The sequence below is a fragment of the Flavobacterium sp. SH_e genome, assembly GCF_025717045.1.
Classification (GTDB): domain Bacteria; phylum Bacteroidota; class Bacteroidia; order Flavobacteriales; family Flavobacteriaceae; genus Flavobacterium.
The window spans coordinates 100009-124088 of sequence record NZ_JAOVZN010000007.1 but is presented as its reverse complement, the minus strand read 5'-3'; the positions used below and the strand labels follow the sequence as shown (position 1 = coordinate 124088).

At 32.0% G+C, this 24080-nt stretch carries 26 protein-coding genes; 19 read left to right on the top strand and 7 right to left on the bottom strand.

The annotated features are described in order from the left end of the window. Positions 1-5 precede the first annotated feature (5 nt). Positions 6-386, top strand: a complete 381-nt coding sequence (locus OD917_RS17605) for a TraR/DksA family transcriptional regulator (protein ID WP_012022792.1) — start codon at positions 6-8, stop codon at positions 384-386. Between the two features lie 250 nt (positions 387-636). Here the strand turns inward: OD917_RS17605 and OD917_RS17600 are convergent, their stop codons facing one another. Together OD917_RS17600 and OD917_RS17595 are read right to left on the bottom strand one after the other, a co-directional pair. Further along, on the bottom strand, positions 637-1017 hold the full coding sequence (locus tag OD917_RS17600) for a hypothetical protein (RefSeq protein WP_111425195.1): 381 nt from the start codon (positions 1015-1017) through the stop codon (positions 637-639). A 36-nt stretch (positions 1018-1053) separates the two neighbouring features. Further along, on the bottom strand, positions 1054-1410 hold the full coding sequence (locus tag OD917_RS17595; protein ID WP_091494460.1) for a roadblock/LC7 domain-containing protein: 357 nt from the start codon (positions 1408-1410) through the stop codon (positions 1054-1056). Between the two features lie 180 nt (positions 1411-1590). Between OD917_RS17595 and OD917_RS17590 the strand changes: the two genes are divergently transcribed. The 6 genes from OD917_RS17590 (at position 1591) to OD917_RS17565 (ending at position 11507) form a co-directional block, all read left to right on the top strand. After that, the gene (locus tag OD917_RS17590; protein ID WP_263524688.1) at positions 1591-1806 is read left to right on the top strand and encodes a hypothetical protein; all 216 of its coding nucleotides are present in this window, start codon (positions 1591-1593) and stop codon (positions 1804-1806) included. A 120-nt stretch (positions 1807-1926) separates the two neighbouring features. Then, positions 1927-2526, top strand: a complete 600-nt coding sequence (locus OD917_RS17585) for a lipoprotein signal peptidase (protein ID WP_263524687.1) — start codon at positions 1927-1929, stop codon at positions 2524-2526. Positions 2527-2665: 139 nt separating this feature from the next. Continuing rightward, positions 2666-5824, top strand: coding sequence for a UvrD-helicase domain-containing protein (locus OD917_RS17580; protein WP_263524686.1), 3159 nt, complete (start codon positions 2666-2668; stop codon positions 5822-5824). 83 nt (positions 5825-5907) lie between these two features. After that, the gene (gene kbl, locus OD917_RS17575) at positions 5908-7101 is read left to right on the top strand and encodes a glycine C-acetyltransferase (RefSeq protein WP_263524685.1); all 1194 of its coding nucleotides are present in this window, start codon (positions 5908-5910) and stop codon (positions 7099-7101) included. Between the two features lie 113 nt (positions 7102-7214). After that, positions 7215-8681, top strand: coding sequence for an OmpA family protein (locus tag OD917_RS17570; protein WP_263524683.1), 1467 nt, complete (start codon positions 7215-7217; stop codon positions 8679-8681). Positions 8682-8744: 63 nt separating this feature from the next. Continuing rightward, positions 8745-11507 (top strand): PD-(D/E)XK nuclease family protein, encoded by a 2763-nt coding sequence (locus tag OD917_RS17565; RefSeq protein ID WP_263524682.1) that lies wholly within the window; start codon positions 8745-8747, stop codon positions 11505-11507. Between the two features lie 185 nt (positions 11508-11692). Here OD917_RS17565 and OD917_RS17560 read toward each other — a convergent pair whose 3' ends face one another. Continuing rightward, the gene (locus OD917_RS17560; protein ID WP_263524681.1) at positions 11693-11836 is read right to left on the bottom strand and encodes a hypothetical protein; all 144 of its coding nucleotides are present in this window, start codon (positions 11834-11836) and stop codon (positions 11693-11695) included. A 289-nt stretch (positions 11837-12125) separates the two neighbouring features. Between OD917_RS17560 and OD917_RS17555 the strand changes: the two genes are divergently transcribed. Together OD917_RS17555 and OD917_RS17550 are read left to right on the top strand one after the other, a co-directional pair. After that, positions 12126-12446 carry a hypothetical protein gene (locus tag OD917_RS17555; RefSeq protein ID WP_008465282.1) on the top strand — a complete coding sequence of 107 codons (321 nt, stop codon included), beginning with the start codon at positions 12126-12128 and terminating at the stop codon, positions 12444-12446. A 24-nt stretch (positions 12447-12470) separates the two neighbouring features. Then, entirely contained in the window at positions 12471-12845 is a 375-nt protein-coding gene (locus OD917_RS17550; RefSeq protein WP_095928390.1) for a hypothetical protein, read from the top strand. Positions 12846-12929: 84 nt separating this feature from the next. Here OD917_RS17550 and OD917_RS17545 read toward each other — a convergent pair whose 3' ends face one another. Continuing rightward, a complete protein-coding gene (locus OD917_RS17545; protein ID WP_263524680.1) occupies positions 12930-13706 on the bottom strand; it encodes an alpha/beta fold hydrolase in 777 nt (258 codons plus the stop codon). A 171-nt stretch (positions 13707-13877) separates the two neighbouring features. Further along, the gene (locus OD917_RS17540) at positions 13878-14681 is read right to left on the bottom strand and encodes a TIGR00266 family protein (RefSeq protein WP_263524679.1); all 804 of its coding nucleotides are present in this window, start codon (positions 14679-14681) and stop codon (positions 13878-13880) included. A gap of 177 nt (positions 14682-14858) precedes the next feature. Between OD917_RS17540 and OD917_RS17535 the strand changes: the two genes are divergently transcribed. Together OD917_RS17535 and OD917_RS17530 are read left to right on the top strand one after the other, a co-directional pair. Continuing rightward, positions 14859-15215 (top strand): hypothetical protein, encoded by a 357-nt coding sequence (locus tag OD917_RS17535; protein WP_263524678.1) that lies wholly within the window; start codon positions 14859-14861, stop codon positions 15213-15215. An 89-nt stretch (positions 15216-15304) separates the two neighbouring features. Then, positions 15305-15823: a ferritin gene (locus OD917_RS17530; RefSeq protein WP_263524677.1), complete on the top strand. Its 519-nt coding sequence runs from the start codon at positions 15305-15307 to the stop codon at positions 15821-15823. Between the two features lie 62 nt (positions 15824-15885). Here OD917_RS17530 and OD917_RS17525 read toward each other — a convergent pair whose 3' ends face one another. Next, on the bottom strand, positions 15886-17178 hold the full coding sequence (locus OD917_RS17525) for an aminopeptidase P family protein (RefSeq protein ID WP_263524676.1): 1293 nt from the start codon (positions 17176-17178) through the stop codon (positions 15886-15888). Positions 17179-17690: 512 nt separating this feature from the next. Here OD917_RS17525 and OD917_RS17520 point away from each other — a divergent pair. Beyond that, entirely contained in the window at positions 17691-18242 is a 552-nt protein-coding gene (locus tag OD917_RS17520) for a hypothetical protein (RefSeq protein ID WP_263524675.1), read from the top strand. A gap of 115 nt (positions 18243-18357) precedes the next feature. Here OD917_RS17520 and OD917_RS17515 read toward each other — a convergent pair whose 3' ends face one another. Next, positions 18358-18765 carry a helix-turn-helix domain-containing protein gene (locus OD917_RS17515; protein WP_263524674.1) on the bottom strand — a complete coding sequence of 136 codons (408 nt, stop codon included), beginning with the start codon at positions 18763-18765 and terminating at the stop codon, positions 18358-18360. A 186-nt stretch (positions 18766-18951) separates the two neighbouring features. Between OD917_RS17515 and OD917_RS17510 the strand changes: the two genes are divergently transcribed. The 7 genes from OD917_RS17510 (at position 18952) to OD917_RS17480 (ending at position 23608) form a co-directional block, all read left to right on the top strand. Then, positions 18952-20304 carry a polymer-forming cytoskeletal protein gene (locus OD917_RS17510; RefSeq protein ID WP_263524673.1) on the top strand — a complete coding sequence of 451 codons (1353 nt, stop codon included), beginning with the start codon at positions 18952-18954 and terminating at the stop codon, positions 20302-20304. A gap of 11 nt (positions 20305-20315) precedes the next feature. Beyond that, positions 20316-20693, top strand: coding sequence for a nuclear transport factor 2 family protein (locus OD917_RS17505; RefSeq protein ID WP_263524672.1), 378 nt, complete (start codon positions 20316-20318; stop codon positions 20691-20693). A 4-nt stretch (positions 20694-20697) separates the two neighbouring features. Beyond that, entirely contained in the window at positions 20698-21135 is a 438-nt protein-coding gene (locus OD917_RS17500) for a GNAT family N-acetyltransferase (protein WP_263524671.1), read from the top strand. A gap of 168 nt (positions 21136-21303) precedes the next feature. After that, the gene (locus OD917_RS17495; RefSeq protein WP_263524670.1) at positions 21304-21753 is read left to right on the top strand and encodes a GNAT family N-acetyltransferase; all 450 of its coding nucleotides are present in this window, start codon (positions 21304-21306) and stop codon (positions 21751-21753) included. Between the two features lie 20 nt (positions 21754-21773). Further along, the gene (locus OD917_RS17490) at positions 21774-22325 is read left to right on the top strand and encodes a hypothetical protein (RefSeq protein WP_263524669.1); all 552 of its coding nucleotides are present in this window, start codon (positions 21774-21776) and stop codon (positions 22323-22325) included. A 55-nt stretch (positions 22326-22380) separates the two neighbouring features. Then, a complete protein-coding gene (locus OD917_RS17485; protein ID WP_263524668.1) occupies positions 22381-23226 on the top strand; it encodes a tetratricopeptide repeat protein in 846 nt (281 codons plus the stop codon). A gap of 10 nt (positions 23227-23236) precedes the next feature. Next, entirely contained in the window at positions 23237-23608 is a 372-nt protein-coding gene (locus OD917_RS17480) for a hypothetical protein (RefSeq protein ID WP_263524667.1), read from the top strand. Positions 23609-24080 lie beyond the last annotated feature (472 nt).

The window sequence follows — 24080 nt, the reverse complement described above, 5'->3', positions numbered from 1 at the left end:
AGAAAATGATAGATGAAATTACAAGATACTCTGATGCAGATTTAGCAGAGTTCAAAGAGATAATCCAAGCAAAAATTAAAAAAGCACAAGAAGATCTTGATTTGATCAAAAGTGCCTATATGAACGATTTGAATAATGGTACTGACGATACTTCTCCAACTTTTAAAGCTTTTGAAGAAGGAAGTGAGACTATGTCTAAAGAAGCAAACTCGCAGTTGGCTATCAGACAAGAGAAATTCATTCGGGATTTAAAAAATGCTTTATTCCGTGTAGAAAATAAAACATACGGTATCTGCAAAGTAACAGGTAAATTAATTAGCAAAGAAAGGCTTAAAATCGTTCCTCATGCAACAATGAGTATCGAAGCTAAAAACTTGCAACGATAAATTACAGAAATGTAAAAAAAGCGCTCCGTTATGGGGCGCTTTTTTTGTTTAATGTTTAACTTAATCTGGTGATATTGTTAGATTAATAGTTTGAAAGAAATTATTTATACTTAATCAAAATAAATATAATTGATTGATACTTGTTTTTGTAAGAACTTATTCGATTGATAAATTGAAGATTAATAAATAAATACAATAAAAAAAACCGTCTTGATAAAGACGGTTTTTATTTTGAAATCAAAAGAAATGATTAAGCTAGATTTTTTTCAACGTCAGCTTTATGTTTTCTCAAAATAGCTCTGGTCATACCTAAGTTAGCTTTTGAAGCATCTGCAGCTAGGTAGATCATAAATTTTTTGTTTGGAGAAATATCGATAATGTGAATTTGATTAGAAAGTGTAATCAAAATATCTTCGATGTCCTGGTTTAAGTTTAATGCTTTTACAGCACTCAATTTAGCTTTCACAACTTCTAGGTTGTAAGCAGCTGCAAGCTCTGGGTCAAAACTTGGATCAATAGTTAAATTTCCAAAGCTTAATCCAGATTCAATTTCTGTTACAGCCACAGCGATAAAGCCGTTTACGTTGGTTTTCATTTCGTTTAAAAACACGTTTAAAAAATCATTGCTCATAGTACGTTCGGTTTGTTGTTAATAGATAGATTTATGTTATTTTAATAGGGAATTCTTACTTAGTTCAGCAGAAACTTCTTCTGTTGAACGCATCAATAATGCTAGATTGCTGCCTTCTTTAGAAAAAGCAACGATAAAATTAGAACCACTAATTTTGTTTCCAACAATAACGCCTTCTGCACTTTTAAGGTATAATTGTTTTAATGAACCTTTTTCTAAATCAATTAAAAATTTTTCGCTCATAGATAAAATAGCTGCGCTCATAGCGGCAATACTATCGCCATAGTCTAGGTTTAAGGAAGTTATAAGTTTTCCTTTTCCGTTCAAAATTAATGCTGCTGTAGATTTGGTGCTGACAAGAAAGTCGTTTAAGGTAGTTGTAATTTCATTCATGATTTGTAGGATTTAGGGAAGAATTTTAAATTTAGTTTTTGGTGTTTGGTTTAAATAAAAATTAACTAGAGTGATCCTAAACAAGTGTTAATTTTTATTAACAAATATAAATTAAATTATGTATCATTGTAGTACCAAATCATTAATAATTTAAATTATTTACTATAAAAAACTTACATTATGGCTAAAGTACTGAAATTCAAAGAAGTAAACTCTGACGTAGAGCGCAGAATGAAAGAATTTGAAAAACTGCGTGTTAAGTTTAAAGCAGATGTAAAGAAGGGCGAAGCAAAGAAATTAGCTGCCGGAAAAGAAAGCAAAGGAATATTCAAATCTATCTCTGATTTTTTCTCCGACAGTCCAAAACCAGCTGCAAATGCTCCTGTAAAAAAATAAGCTTTATCGGGTTTAGATTAGCATTTCGACCTTCTTTAGTTTATTAGAAAACAATTAACGCTCCTTAAGGAGCGTTTTTTTTGATTAAATTGTTATTTTTGCCCATCAAAAAATCATAAAATGTCATTACGAAAAGCGTATTTCCTTATATTCTTAGTTTTAATTGTTGATCAACTTTCTAAAATCTATGTCAAAACAAATTTCATTCTTGGTGAAGAAGTGGTAATTTCTGATTGGTTTAGAATTCATTTTATTGAAAATGAAGGAATGGCTTGGGGAACAAAAATACCTGGAGCATACGGAAAATTAATTTTGACTGTATTTAGAATTTTTGCTGTTTTCGGAATTGGCTGGTGGCTTTCTGATTCTATAAAAAAACGCCATTCAACTTATTTAGTTGTAGCTATTGCATTAATCTTTGCTGGAGCTGCAGGAAATATTATCGATTCTGTTTTTTACGGAGTTATTTTTGATGACAGCACACATAATTTAGCAACTCTTTTTTCACCTGAACCTTATGGAACTTGGTTTCATGGTTTGGTAGTAGATATGTTTTATTTTCCAATATGGGAAGGAAATCTTCCAGAATGGCTTCCAATGGTAGGCGGAAAACATTTTGCTTTTTTCAATGCGATCTTTAATGTAGCCGATATAGCAATTTCTACAGGAGTAGGAATACTTTTGGTTTTTAATAAAAGAGCTTTTCCAAAACACGGATAAATTAAAAAATCCAAAATTTTCAAAATTCCAAATTCCAATATTTAAGGCATTCGCAACAAAAAGATATTGGAATTTGGAATTTTTCATTATTGAGGGTTGAATATTTTGTATTATTTTTACAATACAAAAAAATCAAACTATGCAAAGTCCGTCTTTTTCCATTTATGATGCTTCTGCGGGATCAGGAAAGACGTATACTTTGGTAAAAGAATATTTAAAAATTATTCTTTCTTCGCCAAAAAACGATGCATATCGAAATATCTTAGCGATAACTTTTACCAATAAAGCGGTTCATGAAATGAAAAGCCGTATTGTTGGAAATCTGTCTGAATTTGCAAAAGATGATCCGTCGCCAAAAGCGGTTGATTTAATGGAGGATTTATCACGCGATACTGGACTTTCGATCATAAAAATGAAAACTAAGTCGCAGCAAATTATTAAGCACTTAATTCATAATTACGCTGCTTTTGATATTTCGACAATTGATAAGTTTACCCACAAAGTTATTCGTGCTTTTGCACACGATTTAAATCTTCCAATGACTTTTGAAGTCACTCTGGATACCGAAAATTTATTGGTTGAAGCTGTCGATGCGATTATAGCTCAAGCTGGAGAGGATGAAACATTGACAAAGCTTCTCATCGATTTCACTATGGAAAAAACCGATGACGATAAAAGTTGGGACGTTTCTCGAGAAATTCTGGACACAGGGAGATTGGTTTTGAATGAAAACAATCGAAACGAAATTCTGCATTTTCAAGACAAAACTATCGGAGAATTTGTTGAAATTAAAGCAAAAATGCAAGCGCTTTGTAAAGAGCTTGAAGAAATCAACGAAGGTTTTGCAACCAAAGCGATTGAATTGATTGATAAAAACGGAATTGATCCAAAATCATTTTCAAGAGGAACTTTTCCAAATCATTTAGAGAGTATTCGAAGCGGAAAATTCAATCCAAAAAATAAAACATTTCATGAATTTGATGATATTGCGATTAACAAAACGGCAAAAGATCGTGCGTTAATTGAAAATATTATTCCAGAATTACTCCAAATATTAAAAGAGGTTTATCAAAACTTTGAAAAAAGAGATTTTTATAAAGCCTTTTTAAAAAATATTACACCGCTTTCTCTATTGAATACCGTAAGTAATGAACTTGCAAAAATTCAATCGGAGCAAAATATTTTATCCATTTCAGAATTCAATGCGATTATTCATCGCGAAATCCAGAATCAGCCAGCGCCATTTATTTATGAACGTTTGGGCGAGCGTTATCGTAATTTTTTCATTGATGAGTTTCAGGATACTTCAGAAATGCAATGGCAAAATTTGATTCCTTTAATAGATAACTCACTATCGGGTTTAGATGATTTAGGAAATAAAGGAACTTTAATGATTGTTGGCGATCCTAAACAATCTATTTATCGCTGGCGCGGAGGTAAAGCGGAACAGTTTATCGAATTAAGTAAAGATGTGAATCCGTTCAATAATCCGGATAAACAACTTAAACATTTAAATACTAATTACCGGAGTTATAGCCAAGTTATTGAGTTTAATAATGCTTTTTTTAAACTGATTTCGGCTGAATTTTCAAATGAAGATTATAAAGATTTATATGAGAATCATAGTTTTCAGAATACAAATTCGAAGAAGGGTGGTTATGTAAATATATCATTTCTTCCAATCGTTGATAAAAATGAATTTGTAGATGAAGAAGAAGTTGTTGAAAAATCTGATCTCTATGTCTTAGCTACTTTAAACACAATTCAGGAAGTTGTGAGACAAGGTTTTGAATATAAAGATATTGTAATTCTTACCAGAAAAAGAGATCAGGGAATTGCAATTGCTAATTATTTGACCGAGCAAGGAATTCCTCTTTTGTCTTCGGAAACATTAATGATTCAAAATGCATCAGAAGTTCGTTTGATCGTTCATCTTCTTAGATACTTAAATAATAGTGCAGATTTAGAATCAAAAGCACATTTTTTACATTTCCTAGCTTCGAACAAAGATTTGGCAATGCCTATTCATGATTTCATTGCAATGGGAATGAATCATAGATTTGAAAAAGATTTTGAAGAATGGCTTCTAACTTTTGATGTTTCTTTTTCTTTTGAAGATGTTAGAAAAAAATCATTGTATGAAGCAGTAGAAGTTGTTATTTCGAAGTTTATTCTTCCGTCTGAAGGAAACGCTTATGTTCAGTTTTTTCTAGATATTGTTTTAGAAAGAGATATCCGAAATCAATCTGGAGTCGCAGATTTTCTGGTTTTCTGGGATAAAAATGCAGAGAAATTTAGTATTCCGTCGCCAGAAGGAAACAATGCAGTTCGAATTATGACTATTCATAAATCAAAAGGATTGGAGTTTCCAGTTGTAATTATGCCTTTTGCTGATGAAGATTATAATAGGAAACCAAAAGATAAACTTTGGCTCGATACAGAAGAAATTGATTTGGGAGTTCCCAAAGCGCTTGTTGATAATAGTAGCGCGGTTGAGGGTTTTGGCGAAAGTGCATCGGCAGTTTTTAATTTGAAAAAACAAGAAGAACTTCTAGATAATATAAATGTATTATATGTGGCTCTGACTCGTGCAGAAGAGCAACTCTATGTAATTTCTCAATCATTAAAAGCAAAAAATGATGGAGAATATCCAAATAATATGGCTTCCTTTTTTATTAAATTTTTGATTAATGAAGGGCTTTATGAGGAAGAAAAATTAAACTATGAATTTGGAAATAAAATGAGGCTTTCGAAAATTTCTGAAACAGTTAATCTAGTCAAATCAATTCCGATTGTGAGAGAAGTTTTGAATCCAAAGAATATTAAAATAGCACAACGCGAAGCTTTAATGTGGGGAACTCATCAGCAGGAAGCAATTTCGTACGGAAATATTGTGCATGAGATTTTGGCTTTCGTTAAAGATAAATCGGATATTGATTTAGCAGTAACAAAATCACTTGAAAACGGATTGATAACTTTTGATCAAGTTGATCAGGTGCTTCAGACTTTGAGTGAAATAGTAACTCATCCAGAATTGGATGTTTGTTTTAATGGGAAAGATACTGTTTTAAATGAGCAAACTATTGTTCAGAAGGAAGGAAGAATTTTAAAGCCAGACCGAGTTGTGTTTTTAGAAAACAAACAAGCTTATTTGCTGGATTATAAAACAGGAGCTGTAAATGCTAAATATCAACAGCAAATTCAGGAATATCAAGATGCTATTGAAGATTTAGGATACAAAGTGTTAAAAAAAGCATTGGTGTATATTGGGGCAGAAATTGAAGTGGTAAATTTGTGAAAAAATTAATCAGATGTTAAAGAAATAACGAAGCTTTATTTTTGTTAAGTTGTTAATTTTTAACGTTTTAAATAAATATAAAAATGTACGGTAAAATTAAGGAGTATCTGCAAAGTGAGCTGCAGACAATCGAAGAAAATGGAATTTTCAAAAAGGAGCGTATCATTACTTCTCCTCAAGGTGCAGAAATTACAATTTCGACTGGAGAAACAGTTTTGAATTTTTGTGCTAATAATTATTTAGGACTTTCGTCACATCCAGAAGTGGTGCAGGCTGCTAAAGATGCAATGGACACACATGGTTTCGGAATGTCATCGGTTCGTTTCATCTGCGGGACACAAGATATTCATAAAACATTAGAAAAAAAGATTGCAGATTTTTATGGTACAGAAGACACTATATTATATGCAGCCGCTTTTGATGCTAACGGAGGTGTTTTTGAGCCTTTGCTTGGTGAAAATGATGCAATTATCTCAGATAGTTTAAATCACGCTTCAATTATTGATGGAGTTCGTTTGTGTAAAGCGGCTCGTTATCGTTATGAAAACAATAATATGGAAGATCTGGAGCAGCAGTTGATTAAAGCAAATGAGGCTGGAGCACGTTTTAAGTTAATTGTAACCGATGGTGTTTTTTCAATGGATGGACTTGTGGCGCCATTAGATAAAATTTGTGACTTAGCTGATAAATACGATGCAATGGTTATGGTAGACGAATGTCATGCTGCGGGTTTTATTGGCGCAACAGGAAAAGGAACTCTTGAAGCGAAAAAAGTTATGGGAAGAGTAGATATTATTACAGGAACCCTTGGTAAAGCTTTAGGTGGAGCAATGGGAGGATATACTACTGCAAAAAAAGAAATAATTGAGTTATTACGCCAAAGATCTAGACCTTATTTGTTTTCAAATTCATTAGCGCCTGCAATTGTTGGAGCTTCAATAAAGGTGTTTGAGCTATTGGAAAAAGATACAACGCTTAGAGATAAATTAGAATGGAATACTAATTACTTTAAAGAAGGAATGAAAAAAGCAGGTTTTGATATTATTGATGGAGATTCTGCAATTGTTCCTGTTATGTTATATGATGCCAAACTATCTCAAACGATGGCAAACGAACTTTTGAAGCAAGGAATTTATGTTATTGGATTTTTCTTTCCGGTAGTTCCAAAAGAAAAGGCAAGAATTCGTGTCCAGCTATCTGCAGCACATGAAAAAGAGCACCTTGATAAGGCGATAAATGCCTTTACAGTTGTCGGTAAAATGTTAAAAGTTATATAATTACCACTTTGGTTAAATTTTTGTAGGTTTTTTTTAACATTTCATTTTGTATTTAAAAAATTTGGTGTTACTTTTGCTTGTAATTAACTAAATTGTAATTAAAAAAATTAAGTATGAAACATCTTAACAAACTTTTAGTTGCTGTATTGATGGCGATGGGTTTAAGTTCTCACGCGCAAGACAGTAACAATCCATGGGCGATCTCTTTCGGGGTTAATGCTGTGGATACAAGGACTAGTGCAAGTCCAGATCATGTTGACTTTTTTCCTGCACACTTTTCTCAGCCATTCGCTGTAAAGGATAACTGGAATATTCTTCCTTCTTTATCTTACATTGGAGTATCTAGATATGTAGGGCATGGTTTCTCTGTAGGTTTACAAGGGTCTGTAAACAAAATCGACAAATATGTTGTTTTTGCGCCAGATGCAGCAGGTCATGATGGAAGAGGTATGATCGTAACAAATCCTGGTGACTTAATGTACTACGGAATTGATGCTACGGTAAAATATAGCTTCCAAGAATTGATCAAATCAAAAGTAATTGATCCTTCGTTATCTGTTGGTGGAGGTTATACTTTCTTTGGAGATAGTAGCTACGGAACTGTTAACCCAGGTGCTGGTATTACTTTCTGGTTTACAGATGCTATTGGTCTTGAGCTTGCTACAAGATACAAATGGTCAGTTAGTGGAGATAGAGAAGATGCTTCTGGTGCTCCAGATGCTCCATCTCACTTCCAACACACTGCAGGTTTAGTTTTCAAATTCGGAGGTAAAGATACTGACGGAGACGGAATCTATGACAAAGATGATGCTTGTCCAGATGTTGCTGGTTTAAAACAATTCAACGGATGTCCTGATACTGACGGTGACGGAATCGTTGATGCTTCTGACGCTTGTCCAGATGTATTTGGTTTAGCTGCATTAAACGGATGTCCTGATACTGACGGAGACGGAATTGCTGATAAAGATGACGCTTGTCCAGATGTTGCTGGTTTAGCTGCTTTAAAAGGTTGTCCTGATACTGACGGTGACGGAATCGCTGATAAAGACGATAAATGTCCTACAGTTGCTGGTCCTAAAGAAAACGGTGGTTGCCCAATCTTAGATGCTGATAAAGATGGTGTTGCTGATAAAGATGACGACTGTCCTACAGTTGCAGGTCCTGCTAGTAACAGAGGATGTCCAGAAGTAACTTCTGAGGCGTTAGAAGATCTTAAAGTTCAAGCTAGAGCGGTATACTTTAACTCAGGAAAAGCTACTTTCAAAACTGGAGATAAAGAAACTCAAGCTAGATTAGATGCTATTAAAGAAATCCTTAAAAACTATCCAAACGCGAAATTCTCTATCGAAGGACACACAGATAGTACAGGTTCTGCTAAAGTAAACCAAAAACTTTCTGAAGATAGAGCTAAAGCTGTATTAGATGCATTAGTTCAAAGAGGTGTAAATCCAGAGAACTTAGAGTCTAAAGGATTTGGTTCTAGCCAACCAGTTGCAAGTAACAAAACTGCTGCAGGTAAAGCTCAAAACAGAAGAACTGAAATTAGACACATTGGTTCTAAATACCAAGGAAAACTATAATTCAGTTTTTAAATAAATTTGAAAAGCCATTCTTAATTGAATGGCTTTTTTTATTTTTATCATATGGTAAATACTTCTTTTCTTCAAAAAATTGCCTCTGTTGTAATTCAGGATTTTGCAGATAAATTATCTGAAATTACAATAATACTTCCTAATAAAAGGGCAAAAGTCTTCTTGATTGAAGCTCTTAAAAAAGAGACTTCAAAAACTATTATTGCTCCTGAGATTACTAGTATTGAAGATTTCGTTCAGGATGTTGCTTCAATTCGTTCAATAGATTCAATTGAACTTTTGTTTGAATTCTATGAAGTTTATTTATCTGTTACAGAAAAAAAGAATCAGCAGTCTTTTGAATTATTTGCAAATTGGGCTAAAACTCTTTTACAGGACTTTAATGAAATTGATAGATATCTTTTAGATCCATCACATGTTTTGTCTTATTTGAAAGATATAGAAGATATAAAAAGATGGGGGCTTGAAGTTGATCAGAAAACAAAACTTCTGGAAAATTATATTGATTTCTGGAAATTGCTTCCTCTGTATTATGAATCATTATATAATCATTTGTTGTTTAAATCAATTGGTTATCAAGGTTTAATTTATAGAGAGGCAGTAAACAATTTGAATCATTTTTCAAATACGATTAAAAAACGAACTTTTATTTTTGCGGGATTCAATGCTTTAAATGCAGCAGAAGAAAAAATCGTTCAGCATTTGCTTGCTCTAGATCAGGCTAAAATTTATTGGGATGCCGATCAGGCCTTTTTAAATGATCCCTATCATGACGCGGGACTTTTTTTAAGACGTTTTAAAGAAAGCTGGAAACACTATAAAGCAAATACTTTTGAGTGGATTGTTGATGATTTTTCGCAGTCAAAGAATATTCAAATTATTGGAACTCCCAAAACAATTGGACAGGCAAAACTAGCAGGAAGTATTATCGAAGATTTAATTGATCAAAACCCCAATGCTTCTCTAGATAAAGTTGCAGTAGTGCTTGGCGAAGAGAATTTATTGGTTCCGGTTTTGTATTCACTTCCTTCCTCGGTTGGAGCTTTAAATATTACGATGGGATATTCGGGAAAGAATAATCCGTCGCAGATTTTTGTTGCTAAGTTGTTCAAAATGCATACTAATGCGCTTTCTCGAAAGGGCGGAAGCTATGTTTTTTATTATAAAGATGTGCTTGATATTTTAACGCATCCATTAGTGGAGCCTTACGCGAATGCGCAAAAACTTGTAAAAATTATCAAAGAGAATAATTATACATTTATCACACATTATAAAATTTTGGAACTTCATCCAGAACCTTCTCAATTTTTTAATCTATTATTTGAAAAATGGGAAAACGGTTCAGTGGCAGTTTTAAAAAATATTTCAGCTTTACTAATTGCTATTAAAGAACATTTCAGTAATGATAATGAAGAGGAAAAAATTGCAAAAGCTTTTGTTTATGGTGTTTTTAAAGTAATTAATAAACTTATAAATTATTATTCTAAACATCATCACATCGATAACATTGATACGCTTCATGCGATTTATAAGCAGATTATAGATTTAGCTGAAGTTTCTTTTGAAGGAGAGCCTTTAAGAGGTTTGCAGATTATGGGAGTTTTGGAAAGCCGTGTTTTGGATTTTGAAACAGTTATAATAACTTCTATGAATGAAGGGAAATTTCCTGCTGGAAAATCTCAGAATTCATTTATTCCGTATGATGTAAAACGTGAGTTAGGTCTTCCAACTTTCAAGGAAAAAGATGCGATTTATACCTATCACTTTTATCATCTGCTTCAAAGAGCAAAAAACATATACTTAATTTATAATACTGAAAATGACGGACTCGATGCAGGCGAAAGAAGCCGTTTTATAACTCAGTTAGAAGTTGAGAAAAAAATAAGGCATAATATTACTTTCGATATTTATAATCCAGAGCTTCCTAATACGGCTTACGAACCTATTTCTGTTCCAAAATCTGAATTAGTGATGGAGCGTTTAAAGGAAATAGCGGCAGCTGGTTTTTCACCTTCTGCCTTGACAAGTTATATTCGAAACCCGATTGAATTTTATTTTCAGAAGATATTGAGAATTCGGGAAGTGGAAGAAGTGGAAGAAAATATTGCTTTAAATACTTTGGGAACTATTATTCACGAAACGCTGAAAGCGCTTTATGATCCTTTTATCGGGAAATTTATTTCAGAAAATGATCTTTTAAATTGTTTTAAATTGCTGGATGATGAAGTTCTAAAGCAATTTAAATTGGTTTACAAAGAAGGTGAAATCAAAAAAGGACGAAACCTTTTGGCTTTTGAGGTTGCAAAAAGAAATGTTTCGAATTTCCTGAAAATGGAATTGGAGTCGGTTCGAAATAATGAAGCGATTCAGATTATTGCTTTGGAACAAACTTTTGAGCGGGAATTTGTTCATCCAAAATTACCATTTCCAGTTTTAATTAAAGGAAATGTCGATCGTATTGAACGACGAGATGGTAAAATCCGAATTATCGATTATAAGACAGGAAAAGTAGAAAAGTCTAATGTGGTATTGAAAACATGGAATGGGTTAACGCAAGAGCTTAAAAATGATAAAATCATTCAGGTTTTGGCATATGCTTTCATGTTTGAAAAAGAAGCAGGCGGACTTCCGATAGAAGTTGGTATTATTTCATTCAAAAATTTAAAATCAGGATTTTTGCCTTTTGGTTTTAAAGAAGAAAAAGATCTAGATGTAATTGTAACATCTCAAATATTGAATTCTTATTTAGAAGAAATTGCTAATTTGCTGGGAGAAATTTTTGATGTTAATATTCCTTTTGAGGAAAAAGTATAATCCTGATTTTAAATCAACTTAATATCTCTTTTAAGCCAATTTCCTGTAGATTTCTTTTTAATTTTTTAGACGGTTTTAATTCTCTGCTGATAAACAAAAAGTACTTTTTAGGTGTGAAAAATACTATAGATATATAATAGAAAAGCCGAACTTTTTTTGAAGAAGTTCGGCTTTTTTTAATGCTTTTAGCTGAATATTTTTTTGAAGAAACCTTTTTTAGATTTTTCTCCAGAAGCCGTATTGTTAATGTGTCCGTTTTCAATACGAAATCTTCTAAACTTTTCCAGTTTTACATTTAAGTCAAAGCGTAATTCGTCAACAGTTTTCATTTCAATAATTTTTTGCAAATCTATATAAAAACTTTTGCCTAATGCAACAATTTATAAGCGTTGGCCTTAGAATTGAACTTTATCAATCGAAATGTTACAATTTTAAGATAATATGTTTTTTATGTTATTTTTTTTTAAATATTTTTCGCAAAAAAATAGGATTAATTAAGTGATAAATAAAAGTGAGTCAGTACGTTATACTGCACTTTTTTTTAACAAGTGTTTATCGCGCAATTGCCAATCATTGAAATATCTTTGACGCTTCCAAAAACATGACAAAGAAAAGTATATGATTGATTTACAAACACTAGTAGAAGAGACTGGCGCAGAGTCTGGACTGAGTTTTAATATTGATGGAATCTTAAATGAGTCTGTTAATTTAGAATACGACGGGAATGTTGCAGCAATGATCGGAATGATCTTAAAGATGTGCCTTGAAATGTCGGAAGACGTGAACAACGGAGATCTTAAGCAGGTTATGATCAAGAACAATGACGGAATTGTTGTAGCAAGCAAAAATCAAGATGATAATTGTATCGCGTTGCTTTCTAAAGATTTAAGTAAAATGGGATTATTGCTGAGAAGAATGGATTCTATTTTTAACAACTAATTTAAAACCAAAAATTTAATACACATGTCAGATTTTTTACAAAATTTTCAAAACGATTTAAAAGAGAATGTTAACGGATTTATCGCTGTTTCTGTTACAGAAGTTGAAACAGGAATGTCTTACTGCTCTCTAACAGTAAAATCTGATTTTGATCCAGAATTGGCTTCGGCTTATAATTTAGAAGTTGTAAAAGCTAAATTAAACGCACTTAGAGCTTTAGGATTAAATCAAAAAATTAATGATATTTTAATTACTCTTACAGATCAGATTCATATTATTGATGTTTCTGAAGATGGAAGATACTTTATCTACTTAGCTGTAGACTCTACAAAGGCAAATCTTGGTTTAACAAGAGCGACTTTATCTAAATACAAAAAAGATATTACTTCAAAGTTATAATGATATTTTGCCCCCAAGAATGAGAAAAAGGCTATTTCAACCTCGGTTAGAAATGGCCTTTTTTGATTTTATAGTATTTAAATTTTATGCGAAGAAGTCTAGTAATATTGTTTTTAAAGCTTCTTTGTTTTCGATTTGGCTCATATGTCCATCTTCAAAAGAAACCAATTCGGCAGTTGTATCTTCTATTTGCGAAAGACTTTCTTCATAGTTTAGAACAGGATCTTTTTTTCCTAGAATCAAAAGAATTGGAAATAAATTCTTGCGAACCAATTCTTCTCTGTCTTTCCTGATTTTCATTCCTTCCAAAGAAGCTACAATTCCCTGTAAAGGTGTTTTTAAAGCTTCGGCTTTTACTTTTTCGATTTCTTCTGCCAATCGAGTTCTGTTGTTTTCGCTAAACAAATTTGCAATTGCTAAACTTATAAAGCTCTCATAGTTTTGTTTTACCGCTTTAATTGCACGAGTTCTATTTAATTTCTTCTCTTCGCTGTCTTCTTTAGAAGTTGAATTCAGTAAAACTAACTTTTGAATTTTTTCTGGGTACAATTCGGCGAAAGCCAAACCAACATAACCTCCCATTGAATGTCCAAGAATTATGGCTTTTTCAATTATTAAATGTTTCAAAACCTCGTTGACTACATCGGCATTATCTTCCATTTTATGAACATAGCCCAAACAGTCTGTTTCGCCGTGACCTAATAAATCGATTGTAATTACGCGATTTTTTGTTGAGAAAAGATCAACATATTCTTTCCACATTTTTTTGTTTTCTAAAAAGCCGTGAAGTAAAACAATTGCATTTCCAGTTCCCGAATCTGAGTATGATATTTTAGTGTTTTTATATAAAAGCGTTTTCAAAATGAAAGATTTTTTGTTTTGAAATGCAAAGTTAAGAAAGCTGAAGTAAAATATCGTGATGTCTTGATCTAATTGGGAAATCTTTAAAACAGCTATAAAATTATTTATAACATTGTTTGGTTTGTGAAATAATAAAAAATGGCTTCCATTTCTGAAAGCCGTTTCTATAAATTAAAATCGATTATCGCCATCTAAAAGATTTCCTAATCCGCCAAGCAGACTTCCTTCGTCACGATTGTTTCCGCCAGACCTTGGTGCCGATGCAATAATGCGATCTGCCAATCTAGAAAAAGGTAACGATTGTATAAAGACTGTTCCCGGACCTTTTAAAGTAGCATAAAATAAACCTTCACCACCAAAAATAGAATTCTTAATACCGCCAATAAATTCAATATCATAATCGACATCTTTGGTAAAACCAATAATACAGCCAGTATCTACTTTTAGAACTTCGCCAGGAGCTAATTCTTTTTTAGCCATTGTTCCTCCAGAATGTACAAATGCCATTCCGTCTCCTTCAATTTTCTGCATAATAAAACCTTCACCGCCAAATAAGCCGCGACCTAGTTTTTGAGAGAATTCAATTCCGACAGAAACACCTTTGGCAGCACATAAAAAGGAACTTTTTTGACAGATAAATTTACCTTGAAATTCTGTTAAATCAATCGGAAGGATTTTTCCGGGATAAGGTGATGCAAATGAAACTTTACTTTTAGTATTGCCTTGATTTAAAAATGCAGTCATAAACAAGCTTTCGCCAGTTAGAACCCTTTTACCCGCATTTAAAAGTTTTCCAAATAAACCTGAACCTTGTTGCTGGGAACCGTCTCCAAAGATGGTTTCCATCTGGATATTGTTTTCCATCATCATAAAACTGCCAGCTTCGGCAATTACAATTTCCTGTGGATCCAATTCTATTTCCACATATTGCATTTCTTCTCCAAAAATCTGATAATCTATTTCGTGTGCTTGCATGATTTCTTAGTTATTTGTTTTTAAAATTAGACTAATAATACTGTAGAATGTTACAGTTTTGATGGACTTGAGCTGTTTTTAAGAACTTTAAATGATTTTGTTATTTTAAATTAGTCTTAATTATGTGTTTAATTGTTTCAAATTATATATTTTTGCACCATAATAATTTTTATAAGAATGGCATTAGTTAGCGATTTGACCACCAAAGTATTATTTGAAACCGAAAAAGGATACAGTTACCAATGTGATTTGACCAATAGTATAATCATCAATTTTATTGATACTGTGTCAAGTTATAAAATTCATGATTTTTTGATTTTTCAAAGAAAGGTTAATAGCGTTGACATTCTTGATATGCTTTATGACTTGTCTGACCATTCAGACGCACAGTTGATTGAAACTACCAAAAGAAATTTTTCCAGAAATCTTACGATCTGCGAAATTGTGCAGTTAAGAGATTTGTTAAACGGAACAAAATTTACCCTCAACTTACATTCTATGCTATGCAATACGGTAAACGTAGAGCTTATTTAGATTCTTACTTAGATTAAATCCAAATTTTCAAGGGGTTACGATCGTCTTCTTTAATTTTTGTAATTTTACACGTATAAAAATTTAAGGCTATGAAAGATTTACTAAGAACACGTACTTCATTAGTTGAAGGTGTAGAAAATATATTGAATTTACAGGCAAAATTAGAAAGTGACGCTTCTAACAAATATTTAGCTATGGCTGCATGGTTGGATAGAAATGGTTATGCTAATACAGCATCATATTTGTATAAGCAAGCTGAAGAAGAAAGAGAACATTTTCTAAAAATTTTCAAATTCATTACAGATATGGGAGGGATCGCAATTACGCCATCTGTTCCGGAAGTGCAGCAAGAGTTTGCTTCTTTTAAAGAAGTATTCGAAATTGCTTTGCAAAACGAAATTGCAGTTACTCAGGCGATCAATAAAGTAATCGCAAAATGTAGAGCTGAAAATGACTACGCTACAGAAGATTTCATGATGTGGTATGTAGCTGAGCAAAGAGAAGAAGAGAAAAACGCAAGAAGAGCTTTAGAACTTTTTGATCTAATCAACGGAAATGAAGCTGACGGTAAATTCCAATTAGACCTTCAGATTTCAAAAATCGGATAATTAACCGAGTTATAAAATTTAAAAAGCCCTTAATAATCTGAATTATTAAGGGCTTTGTTTATTTATGAGTTCATCAAAGTTTCGATTTCATCAACTTCAACAGGAATATTTCTCATTAAGTTAAAAGGTTCTCCTTTTTCTTGAATCACAACGTTGTCTTCTAAACGGATTCCGAATTTTTCTGCTGGAATGTAGATTCCTGGTTCAACCGTGAAAACCATATTCGCTTTCATTGGTTCGTGAAGCAATCCGTAATCGTGCGTGTCAAGTCCCAAATGGTGAGAAGTTCCGTGCATGAAATATTTTTTGTAAGCTGGCCATTCTGGATTTTCGTTCTGAACATCAGCTTTGTCAATTAAGCCTAAACCAAGTAATTCAGAAGTCATGATTTTACCCACTTCAACATGATACTGTTTCCAAAGTGTTCCTGGCGTAAGCATTTTTGTAGCTTCGTTTTTTACTCTCAAAACGGCATTGTAAACCGCTTTCTGACGATCTGTAAAACGTCCCGAAACAGGAATCGTTCTCGTCATGTCGCTTGAATAATTTGCATATTCTGCAGCAACGTCTAACAAAATCAAATCTCCGTCTTTACATTGCTGATTGTTTTCGATATAATGTAAAACATTTGCATTGTTTCCAGAAGCGATAATTGGCGTATAAGCAAAACCTTTAGAACGGTTACGGATAAATTCGTGCGCTAATTCTGCTTCGATTTCATATTCTGTAACATTTGGTTTTACGAATCCTAATAATCTGCGGAAACCTTTTTCTGTAATATCACAAGCATGTTGAATCAAATCGATTTCTTCGCTTTCTTTTACAGAACGCAATCTTTGTAAAATAGGGTTGCTTTTTGCAACATTATGCGCTGGATAACGCTCTTTCCACCATTTTACAAAACGAGCTTCGCGAGTTTCTGTTTCAACAGATGCACGGTAATGTTCGTTTGTATTGATGTACATCGTGTCTGCGTACGTCATCATTTCGTTCAAAACTTTATGAAAATCCTGTAACCAATAAACCGTTCTAATTCCCGAAACCTGAAAAGCACGTTCTTTAGTCAATTTTTCACCTTCCCAAACCGCGATATGATCATTTGTTTCTCTCAAGAAAAGAATTTCTCTCTGACTTTCATAAGGCGCATCTGGAAACAAAAGCAAAACGCTTTCTTCTTGGTCAACACCACTTAGATAAAAAATATCTCTATGTTGAGCAAAAGGTAAAGTACTATCGGCACTAACTGGGTAAATGTCATTTGAATTGAACACGGCAACTGAATTAGGTTTCATTTCTGCCATGAATTTTCTGCGGTTTTTTACAAAAAGACCACTGTTTATTTGATGATATTTCATAATTATTTCGTTTTTGAACTTCGAATTTCAAAATTACTAATTTTTGAATTAGTGGCGTATAGCAGATTTATTAAAGTTTTCTTATTTGTTGTTTTTGCCACGAAGGCGCTAAGGCACGAAGTTTTTTTAACGCAAAGAACGCTAAGGTTTACGCAAAGTACGCAGGAGATTTTTGCTCGCAAAGACGCGAAGTCGCAAAGTTTTTTTGTTGCAAAGAATACTAGTATAAGTTTGTTTTTTCTTCCTGAGCGAAGTCGAAGGATCAACACAAATTATTTACCCAATCTTGTCATCTCGACGAAGGAGAGATCACACTCGAAACTCCACAAAGATTGGCAAATTTTTTCTTTTCAAATTTACGAGTAACCTCAATCTTGTCATTTCGAGGAACGAGAAATCTCCGAAAGTAACTCTAAAAAGATTGACGATTTTTGTTTCATGCAGATTTGCATTTAATTATCTTTTAAATGATTTTGTAAATTGGCTAATAATATTGTAAACCTAACAACGGAATGAAAAATCTCCTTATTTTAATATTTATCTCCAATATTTCATTCGCGCAGACTAATGCTTTAAACTTGAAATTTCCAAAAGATCCAAAGATTTCTCAGAAGTTTCAAAATGCAATAGATGAACAAAAAAATCAATTCAATTGGCTTGATGAAAGCAATAAAGAAAAGATCAAAAATTATTCAATGGAATTTATTTTAGATAAAATCGATAATAATCAGGAATATGGGTATTTGTTTGATGCTGAATATTGGATAGCTTTTAATTACGAAAAGATAATTCCACAATTAATAAATCGAATAACAAACAAAAAAGAAGTTGGTCTTATGAACAGTGCTGATTTGATGATATTTGAAAGAATAGAAAGTGGAGATTTAAAAGACTATGGACATGGATTGATAGTAAATGATGATTTATTCACAATTGCTGGAAGAGCAAACAGATTGCTAACAGCTGTGACGGGAGAAAATTTTGGTTCAGTTTCGATGAAATCGACTCCGAAAGATTTGCATATTCTTCAAGAAAAATGGATTGTTTGGTTGAATGAACTTTAAAAAAAACAGACTCCATAATATAAATATTTAGGATATGCTTTATGAGTTAAATTGATAAAAAAACCGAAGGTTTGAAATTTCAAAACTTCGGTTTTTCTTTTATAAAAATAAATTTCTATTTCTTATCAAGTAACTTCTCCAAAAGAGCAACTTTCTCTTTTTCAGCTTCTACCAACCTTTCGTAAAGTCTTTCATTCTTTTCAATAACTTCCAAAAGTTTGTCAAGTGGATTAAATGTACAATTATTATGATTTATTGATGAAGACCCATTGTCATAACTATTCCCCATAATATTAAAAACAGCTTCTTCAGAAAAGTTTCTGATTACATCAGCTGGAACACCTAAAACTTCAGCAATTTTCTTTAGTTTTTCTTCATCAACGTTTTCAGTTCCTTCAATAATAGAGATGGTCTGTTGGCTAACACCAAGCGCAATCGCAAGCGCTTCCTGCTTCATATCTCTCAGTTCTCTAATTCGGCTAATGTTTCTACCGATATGTTTTGGTTTTATTGCTGTGCTCATGATTCAAAGATATTTAAAATTCTTTTACCTTTTTGGTTTATGCAGAAAACAAGTTTGCAGTTGCAAGTTCTTTTTTGTGGAGTAAAAATACAATTTTTCTGACTATCGAATTGGTTTTGAATTTAGAATTGTGTAATCTTGATATAAAATAAATGCCAGACAAATTTGGTTTAATAAGAATAAAAAATGCACAATTCAGCTTTTAAATTAGTTACTATAAAAGAAGTAAAATCTAAATATCCTTTTTTACTTGATCGAGAAGGATTTGATTATTTTGATGAATGGGACGATGAAGATTTTTTTCTTGTAGCAGATAAAGATGTGCTTTTTGATTCCAATTTTCATTTGGATATTTATGAGGACAAAATAAAGAAATGGTATCTCAATATTTTTAATCTTCCTTTTAAAACCATTGATGAATTTAGGATTGAAGGAATTTTAATTGACGGAAATGCTTTCATTAGCGGTTCTATTATTAATGCTGAAGGAGATTATGGGCCGTATGTTTTTATAAACGGAAATGTTTTCTGCAAAAGTTTGCTTTTAGGCGGTTCGTATGTAGAAATAAACGGAAATGTCACTGCTAAAGAAGTTGTAATGACCTATTATAATCATGGTAATTTTAATTGTACAGGTTTAATTGAAGCTCCGGTTTTTATTGTAACAGATCACAATACGACATTTGCCGAAAGAAAAAATGAGCTGTTTTATTATAATGATAGAGATGAAATTGATCCTAAAAATGAATGCGAATATGACGATGAAACAGATGAAGAAATTATTTCTAACGAACTCAGGAAGTTATTAGATAATCCATTAATCGAAACTTTTGAAGAATTAGAACGGGATTTGGCAAGAGGTGAATATGTTTTAAAGCAAAGCAATCCAGCTCCAAAAACCTTTGCTTATTGGGAATTAAGGGTAAAAGAAAATTATAGAGATCTAAAACTGGTTCCGCCTCAGTATAAAACCAAAGAATTGTGCGAAATGGCATTAGAAAATACATTTCATGCTTTGCCCTATGTAAACGAAGAATTTATTACGCCAGAACTTTGTGAAAAACTGGTTGAAAAAGATGGTTTTGCAATTCAGGTAATTCCTGATGAGTTTATTACAAAAGATCTTTCTTTTAAAGCGGCTGAAAGCGGTACAACGCTGAGATTAATTCCAGAAGGATATTATTCTGAAGAACTGATTTTATTGGTTTTTAAAAATGGAAAACATGAACCAGACATCAACGATGTTCCGCCTGTATTTATTACAGAAAGTCTTCTTGTAGAATATGTGAAAATAGGGAAAGGATTGTGGCTTGATAAAGCCTGCAAAGCAAGTGGAATTGATAAATTACAAGTTCTAAAAAAAGTAATCGATTCAGGAATTGAATATTTAGAGAATATTTTTGGAAATCATTTTAGTAAGGAAACGGTAGATTATGCAGCTTTAGTTTATAATAATGAAGCCTTTAAAGAAAAATGGAATAATTATGTTCAAAAGTATAAACAGAAATTTGAACGACTTAAATTGAATGAATATTTGTAAAACAATATATTATGATTGAGAAAGAAAAAATAATCCAAAATTATATCGAAGGATATAATCAATTTGATATTGATAAAATGATTGCTGATTTTGACGAATTGGTTATTTTTGAAAACATTCAAAATGGCGAAATCAACCTGACTTTGAATGGAATAAAAGAATTTTCGGCCCAAGCCGAAAAAGGAAAAGAATATTTCTCAGCACGAAAACAAACTATTACATCATTCATACAAGATGAAATTACAGCAATAATTGACATTGATTATTATGCTGTTCTAGCAGTAGATTTTCCAAACGGATTAAAAGCTGGTCAAGAATTAAGTATGAAAGGAAAATCGATTTTTCAATTCTCGGACGATAAGATTGTAAAGCTGACGGATATGAGTTAAAGTTATGAATCTAAAAGTAAACATCAGAAAAGTAGAAAATCACGACTTAGACTTCGTTTACAAAGCAATTTGCGAACTCGAAAACGAGGTTTTAGATTTTGAAGTTTTCAAAATGATATTTAATGAAAACATTTCAAACCCAGAAAATCTTTATCTAATTGCCGAAAACGAAAATGAAGGTTTAGGGTTTATTAGTTTTCATACCCAAAATTTGCTACATCATTGCGGATTGGTTGGCGAAATTCAGGAGTTTTTTATTCATCAAAAATACCGTGGACAAGGTATTGGAAGATTATTAATAAATGAGATTTTAGATTTTGCCGAGAAAAATAGTTTGAAAAGTATAGAAGTTACGACAAATAAGAAACGAGTAGAAAACGTGGCGATTTATGAAAATCTAGGTTTTACTTTGAGTCATAATAAGTTTACGATTTATAAATAGAGATGTTTTTTAACCGCAAAGCTCGCCAAGGTTTACGCAAAGTTCGCAAAGTTTTGTGTTCAAAGCTTTGCGAACTTTGCGATTATTCAATGAAACTTAAGATTGAAAATTCTTTGCGGACTTTGCGGTTAAATTTTAAAGATGCTTAAAAACTTGTTTTTCAAACTAATGATAATTCAAAAAGCCAACATAATCGACAACGAAATTCTAACTTCAATAACCAAAAAGTCAAAAGCTTATTGGGGATATTCTGATGAGCAAATTCAGAAATGGGATAAAAATTTAACTATTTCTAAGGATTATATAAGAGAGCATAGCGTTTTTAAATTGGTTGATAATGATTTAATTATGGGGTATTATTCTTTTATTTTTGAAAATGACAAGGCTGTAGAACTTGATAATTTATTTGTCCTGCCTGAATATATCGGAAAAGGATTTGGGAAATATTTGCTTCTGGATTTCTTAAACCGAATGAAAGAAATTGGAATCGAAAAAATAACGCTAGATTCAGAACCCAATGCTGTGGAATTTTATTTAAAAATGGGATTTGCAAAAGTTGGAGAATTCGAATTGTCAATAAAAAACCGTTTCATGCCAATTATGGAAATGAAACTTTAAATTTTAACTGAATTAAAACTATGAATGCAAAACAACGTTGCCTTATCGGATTAGTGTTTTTTCTAATTAGTTATTTATTCTTTTCTAAACTTTTGCTAAGTTTAAGCGAATCTGTAGATTTTGCCCATTGGTTTAATTTAATCGGCGCATGCTTTTTATTGTCTTTTAATGATGCATTTCCTAAAACAAGAATTAATAAAGTGGGTTCTGTTTTGACAACTTTAGGCGTCGTTGCGCATATCGGACTTTGTACAATCGATTTTATAATGTCAAGTTATGGAAATAACGAAATCGAAAAGGCTGAATTAAGTCAGCATATCAGCAATTCGCCATTGCTTTTTTATCCGTTTGTGGCTGTTGGTCCGTCTTTGCTTTTTCTGGGTTTAGCAGTTCATGCATTCACTTTTATAAAAACTGAAACTGTAAAATCTTTAATGGTAATAATTGGTGCGGTTGCTGTGGGAGTTTCCTTTTTTGCTTTGAAAAACGGAATTTTGATGGTTTTGAGCTGTCTGGTTTTTGTTTTAGGATTGGGGTTGTTGGTTTATAAGAATGATATAAAAAAAAAGTAAAATGGAATCTATATATTTGAATTGATTTTATAATTCTAAGCAATCAAATTTAAATATGAAAAAGACTTTTGCTTTACTGTTTTTAGCTTATGTGTCTCAGATTTTTGCGCAAGACAAAATTCAATTTGATAAAAAAAATATTCAAAGCGAAGATAAATGGGTTGCATTTTCAGCAGATAGTACTGGTTCTCATCCATACGGATTTATATATATCGATTCGCAAGCAGGATTGACTTTTGATTGGGAAGGAACATTTACAATTGATCCAAGTGGCAAATTTATTCCAAAAAGAAGAGAGACAGAAGGGCAAGTAAAATATCGTTTGCAACCCAATAATAATTTAGTGGCTTTTATTCCGGAATCAAAATATTCAGAATTGATTATCCCAAAAGAACCAGATTGGCTTAAAAATTATAAAACCGATGAAGGTTCGATTGGTAGGCTTTATAAATGGGGTTTTATGTACAATGGTTGGAATGAATGTGAAAAAGCGCTTGAATATCTTGAAAAAGCTCAGAAAATAGATCCAGAATATAAAGGCCTTTGTGTAGAATTGGCTTATTCTTATAATTGTCTTAAACAATATCAAAAGGCAGTTGATGTTTTGAAAATTGCATTAAAAAAAGAACCTTTAGATGCTTATACGAATAAGGAATTAATTTATGCAGAAACAAAAAATGGCAATCTGAAAGAAGCAGAGGATATATGTCGTAAAGTTTTTAAAGAAGTTTCAGATAAAACCTATAATGCTGAAAATGCATTCAATATTTTGCAGGCTTATTACATTAAAAAAGATATTAAGAATTTCAATAATTGGTTTGCTGAAGCCAATTCTCACATTATGAACAATCAAAGATTTATGTCTTTGGTAGAACAAATGAAGATACAATTGAAACAATAAATTAAAGAGATTGAAAAAACATATAAAATACCTAATTGCACTCTTTCTGACTTTGGTCGTGATTGCGGGCGATGGTACTTTATATTCTCAATCTAAATCGGCAGAATATTACCAATCTTCATTTGTAATTTTGAGAAGAGAATCAGATCTCAAAAGTTCTCGTTTATATAAATTTGGACAAGTTGTTTCCTGGAATCAAATAAAGTTTTCGATTGTTTTGAATTTCCTTAAAACCGAAAATGTTTTTACTTTTCAAATTAAAAAGCTTTTTAAACTGCAAAATCAGCTTCATCAAAATCTAACTTCATTTATAAATCAGTCGGTTTTTATAAATGAAATAATCATTTCAAATCATTTCCGTAAAAGTTTATACAGCGCTTAAGAAAACTTATTTCTGAGCATAGATGATCAATAATGTCTAATCATTTATCATTTTCAAAATGTATAAACAAAATAAAAAATTTCGTTTGGAGCAATCTAAACGACCGCTTCTTCATTGGATAAAAAGAAAATTCATAATTATAATAACTGCTTTCATGTTAGGAATGGCAAACGGGATGCATACCGAAGATACCCGAATTAAAGGAAATCAAAATTATACTGAACAGCATAAGAGGGATTGATTTTTTAAATTAGAAAATTAGTCAATTAGGTAATTGGATAATTTCAATAGCCCCCAGTTTTAACTGGGGGATGAATATTTGTGTAGATGAATGGCTTTAGCCAAAATGAGTATTTAGGCTAAAGCCTTTTATATTCTAGAATTCTTAAACCTCCAGCTAAAGCTGGAGGCAATTCATCTAAGTTGCGACCTTTGACAAAGTTTTAAACTTTGACAAAGGTTTTCTGCCCAA

Coding starts and splice junctions, on each gene's coding strand:
- OD917_RS17605 (WP_012022792.1), top strand. CDS start 6: ATGATAGATGAAATTACAAGATACTCTGATGCAGATTTAGCAGAGTTC.
- OD917_RS17600 (WP_111425195.1), bottom strand. CDS start 1,017: ATGAGCAATGATTTTTTAAACGTGTTTTTAAACGAAATGAAAACCAAC.
- OD917_RS17595 (WP_091494460.1), bottom strand. CDS start 1,410: ATGAATGAAATTACAACTACCTTAAACGACTTTCTTGTCAGCACCAAA.
- OD917_RS17590 (WP_263524688.1), top strand. CDS start 1,591: ATGGCTAAAGTACTGAAATTCAAAGAAGTAAACTCTGACGTAGAGCGC.
- OD917_RS17585 (WP_263524687.1), top strand. CDS start 1,927: ATGTCATTACGAAAAGCGTATTTCCTTATATTCTTAGTTTTAATTGTT.
- OD917_RS17580 (WP_263524686.1), top strand. CDS start 2,666: ATGCAAAGTCCGTCTTTTTCCATTTATGATGCTTCTGCGGGATCAGGA.
- kbl (WP_263524685.1), top strand. CDS start 5,908: ATGTACGGTAAAATTAAGGAGTATCTGCAAAGTGAGCTGCAGACAATC.
- OD917_RS17570 (WP_263524683.1), top strand. CDS start 7,215: ATGAAACATCTTAACAAACTTTTAGTTGCTGTATTGATGGCGATGGGT.
- OD917_RS17565 (WP_263524682.1), top strand. CDS start 8,745: ATGGTAAATACTTCTTTTCTTCAAAAAATTGCCTCTGTTGTAATTCAG.
- OD917_RS17560 (WP_263524681.1), bottom strand. CDS start 11,836: ATGAAAACTGTTGACGAATTACGCTTTGACTTAAATGTAAAACTGGAA.
- OD917_RS17555 (WP_008465282.1), top strand. CDS start 12,126: ATGATTGATTTACAAACACTAGTAGAAGAGACTGGCGCAGAGTCTGGA.
- OD917_RS17550 (WP_095928390.1), top strand. CDS start 12,471: ATGTCAGATTTTTTACAAAATTTTCAAAACGATTTAAAAGAGAATGTT.
- OD917_RS17540 (WP_263524679.1), bottom strand. CDS start 14,681: ATGCAAGCACACGAAATAGATTATCAGATTTTTGGAGAAGAAATGCAA.
- OD917_RS17535 (WP_263524678.1), top strand. CDS start 14,859: ATGGCATTAGTTAGCGATTTGACCACCAAAGTATTATTTGAAACCGAA.
- OD917_RS17530 (WP_263524677.1), top strand. CDS start 15,305: ATGAAAGATTTACTAAGAACACGTACTTCATTAGTTGAAGGTGTAGAA.
- OD917_RS17525 (WP_263524676.1), bottom strand. CDS start 17,178: ATGAAATATCATCAAATAAACAGTGGTCTTTTTGTAAAAAACCGCAGA.
- OD917_RS17520 (WP_263524675.1), top strand. CDS start 17,691: ATGAAAAATCTCCTTATTTTAATATTTATCTCCAATATTTCATTCGCG.
- OD917_RS17515 (WP_263524674.1), bottom strand. CDS start 18,765: ATGAGCACAGCAATAAAACCAAAACATATCGGTAGAAACATTAGCCGA.
- OD917_RS17510 (WP_263524673.1), top strand. CDS start 18,952: ATGCACAATTCAGCTTTTAAATTAGTTACTATAAAAGAAGTAAAATCT.
- OD917_RS17505 (WP_263524672.1), top strand. CDS start 20,316: ATGATTGAGAAAGAAAAAATAATCCAAAATTATATCGAAGGATATAAT.
- OD917_RS17500 (WP_263524671.1), top strand. CDS start 20,698: ATGAATCTAAAAGTAAACATCAGAAAAGTAGAAAATCACGACTTAGAC.
- OD917_RS17495 (WP_263524670.1), top strand. CDS start 21,304: ATGATAATTCAAAAAGCCAACATAATCGACAACGAAATTCTAACTTCA.
- OD917_RS17490 (WP_263524669.1), top strand. CDS start 21,774: ATGAATGCAAAACAACGTTGCCTTATCGGATTAGTGTTTTTTCTAATT.
- OD917_RS17485 (WP_263524668.1), top strand. CDS start 22,381: ATGAAAAAGACTTTTGCTTTACTGTTTTTAGCTTATGTGTCTCAGATT.